Below are 3,551 nucleotides of genomic sequence, written 5' to 3'. Positions count from 1 at the left end.
TTACCACAGTGACTGATGCGAATGGTAATGTAATCAATACCATTAAGTATTACACTACTATCCCATCTCCTGAAAGTAAGATTTGGACGTTGAAGACAGTAGGACCTAATACTTTGGTGACAAACGGTTACAGTGATCAGACCACTAAGAAAGGCGAAATGTTGTTGACTTTGCAAGGCGACAACATTGTAGTTGCTACCAATGCGGGCTCTACCTATGCCGTTCAGGCTGATGGCGAAAGTACCTTTAATAGGGCTAAACTGCTTCAGAACAGAAAAATCTATCTAAATTATAAATATGTTAATGCTGCCGGCAATACTTGTTTTGCAAAGGATACGCTGACTTTCCGGAACAGAATACGGGACGGGGTAAATGAATGGGAGGACGAAAATACATCTAACTATTAATTTACTATAGTTAAAAGATTGTTTTAAAAGGTAACTATCTTTTAAAATATCAGACTACTTTACAATTATGGAGAATCTGATAAATATATAAAAATGAAGAGTATGATATCTACAGTAATAAAAACTTATATAATAAGAATAGGTATTGTGGATGTCATACTCTTCTTGATAAAAAAGCATAAGACTTTTATTCCGCTGTTTTGAATATTGCTTTATGATAATAAGCAAGTATAAATCTCCCAAACAATGAGTCTAGGTATTGAAAGATAATGTTTTATCACAGCATTATTTGATGGAATCCTGTATCGTTGTGAAGTAGCTTTGCTGAAAGTGAATGTCTGCCGAATGGAAGACCCTAAAGAAATACAAAAAAAAAAATTAAATCCATGTGCTTGGAAAAAAGGTACAGTAGGATTGATTAATTGTATTGATTTTTATAACCAGAAATAGTACTTTTTCATTGTAAAAAGTAGATTTTTTTTATTTGTTGATTGCATTAAGTTTGTCCGCCGGTAATTAATAAATGAGAAAATGATCACCATCTCAATCTCTCACACGCGACATACCCTCATTTATTAACTCAGTATACCGGGAACCCGAGCCCTTGGGAAAAATAGCAATTATTGTTTAGATTTTTGAAGTTTGTTATTTGGAAGTTATAACAAATAATATTTGGTTGCTTTTAAGTTTATAATCTAATTTAAATACTTAATCTATTTCCTATGTCGTGTAAAAAGATTTTCGCAATTATTTTTTTAACAGTGTTTTACATTAATTGTAAAGCGCAAAGAATTGCTACCATAGAGGTGGCGCTACCAAAAACTGCCGTAAATATTTGCGTTCCGGTACAAATCAACCTGGATGCTATTACCTTTTTGCCGGATTCTGTTTTAAACCTTATGGAAAAATCCGGAGAAAATAAGGTTCTCGTTAATTTCCAGATAGAAAATGGTAATCAGCGGACTCTTAACTGGCTGATAGAACCTAAAAGCGGTAAAAGCAAATATGTTTTCGAACTTATAAAGGGTAAAAATAATAAAGAAGCAAATCGTATTCAGACTAAAAATGAGAATGGTTCATTAATCATTGAAAATGGAACCAGAAATTTGGTTAGTTATGTGTACAAAACTGTTATGCCACCCAAAAACGTGGACACTGCCTTTAGAAAAAGCGGCTTTATTCATCCACTTTGGTCGCCAGGGGGACAGGTATTAACCCGGATTCAGGCCCCTGACCATTATCATCATTACGGTATTTGGGATTCCTGGGCACATACTATATTTGAGGGCGATTCCATTGATTTTTGGAACCTTCGCGATAAAAAAGGGACTGTCCGTTGTGCAAACGTTATTTCATCCACGGGAGGTCCTGTTTTTGGCCAAATTCAGGTCTTGGAAGAATATGTGGCATTCAAAAAAAATCATTTGAATAAAGTGGCTTTAAATCAAATGGAAACCATTAGGGTTTACCAGCCCAAAGATCCGGGCTACTATATTATGGATGTTACATTGGATATGAGTTGTGCAAGTAGCAGCCCTGTATTACTTCAAACCTATCGTTATGGTGGATTAGGATGGCGTACTACAGAACAATGGAATAATGATAATTGCGAAATTCTCACCTCAGAAGGAAGATCCAGAAAAGATGCTGATAATAGTTGCGCAAGATGGATTGTGGTTCAGGGCAATGTGGATAACGATTATGCCGGTGCCCTTATGATGTCCTATCCCGGTAATTTTAATCATCCGGAACCGCTTCGTATCTGGCCCTTAAATACAAATCGAAGAGGGGATATGTATGCAAATTTTACTCCTGTTAAAAACAAGGATTGGGTCTTAATACCTGGCCATTCCTATGTTTTAAAATACAGGTTTGTTGTATTTAACGGACACTTGGCAAAAGAAAAAGCAGAAAGCGCCTGGACATATTATAGCGCATTACCAAAGGTTACAGTGACAAAATAACATTAAAAACCTTAATGAAATGATTAAAACCGAACAATCGAGAAGGGAATTTTTGAAGACATCGGCAAAAGCCGCTACGACAACGGCCTTGATTTTTGGTTTCCCAACTATAGTACCTGCCAGCGTTTTCGGGAAAAATGCTCCCAGCGAAAGGATTAATATTGGTGCAATCGGTACAGGCCGGATATCCAGGGCGCATGATATGCCTGGTATTTTGCAATATGATTTTGCAAGGATAATGGCTGTTTGCGATCTCGATACCAACCGGGCAGCTGATGCAAGGTCGTTTGTCAATAAATATTATACCAATAAATTTGGACAACCTTATGATGGTGTATCCGTTTATCATGATTACAGGGAATTACTTCAAAATAAAGACATTGATGCGGTAGTAGTCAGCACGCCCGATCATTGGCATGCGCTGATTGGTATGGATGCGGTAAGGGCCGGAAAAGATGTTTATTTACAAAAGCCTACATCGCTGACCATTGCTGAAGGCAGGGCATTATGTAATGCAGTGCATAAAACTGGCAGAATCTTTCAGATAGGAAGTCAGCAAAGATCCATGGCACAGTTCCGTTATGCCGCTGAATTGGTAAGAAACGGCCGGATTGGACAATTGAAGACAGTCTATGTCGGTTTACCCAGTGACCCGTCAGGAGAAGAAGAAGCTGAAATGCCCATTCCTTCTAATCTTAACTACGATATGTGGTTAGGTTCCACTCCCTATGTTTATTATACCGAAAATCGCGTACATCCTCAAAAGGGATACGACCGTCCGGGTTGGTTGCGTTGTGAACAGTTTGGCGCCGGAATGATTACTGGGTGGGGATCTCATCATATTGATTGTGCCCATTGGGCTATGAATATGGAACATAGTGGCCCGGTTGAAGTATGGGGCACTGCAGAGTTTCCCAAAAAAGGATTGTGGGACGTACACGGAAATTTTAAAACCGAGGCCTTGTATGCAAATGGAGTCAAAATGAAAATCAGTAATGAATATCCTAATGGCATTAAGTTTGAAGGAACAGAAGGTTGGATTTTTGTTACAAGAGGTAATTATCGGGCAACTCCAAACGATCCTATAATACCAGGCGAGGTAAATGCCCTGGAAGCAAGCGATCCGAAAATTATTAATTCGGTAATCGGCCCTAATGAGGTACACCTATACAAAAGTTCT

3 protein-coding genes are annotated in these 3,551 nt (G+C 38.1%); all 3 read left to right on the top strand.

The window, feature by feature from the left end; all coding sequences use genetic code 11:
* Positions 1-407: hypothetical protein (locus Q8907_14455; protein MDP4275473.1), on the top strand; the 407-nt coding region annotated here is incomplete at its 5' end.
* A gap of 722 nt (positions 408-1,129) precedes the next feature.
* Positions 1,130-2,371 (top strand): PmoA family protein, encoded by a 1,242-nt coding sequence (locus Q8907_14450; GenBank protein ID MDP4275472.1) that lies wholly within the window; start codon positions 1,130-1,132, stop codon positions 2,369-2,371.
* A gap of 19 nt (positions 2,372-2,390) precedes the next feature.
* Positions 2,391-3,551 (top strand): Gfo/Idh/MocA family oxidoreductase (locus Q8907_14445; GenBank protein MDP4275471.1); only part of this gene is annotated, 1,161 nt, incomplete at its 3' end.

Source organism: Bacteroidota bacterium (assembly GCA_030706565.1).
Lineage (GTDB): Bacteria > Bacteroidota > Bacteroidia > Bacteroidales > JAUZOH01 > JAUZOH01.
This window is presented reverse-complemented; position numbering and strand designations above follow the sequence as displayed.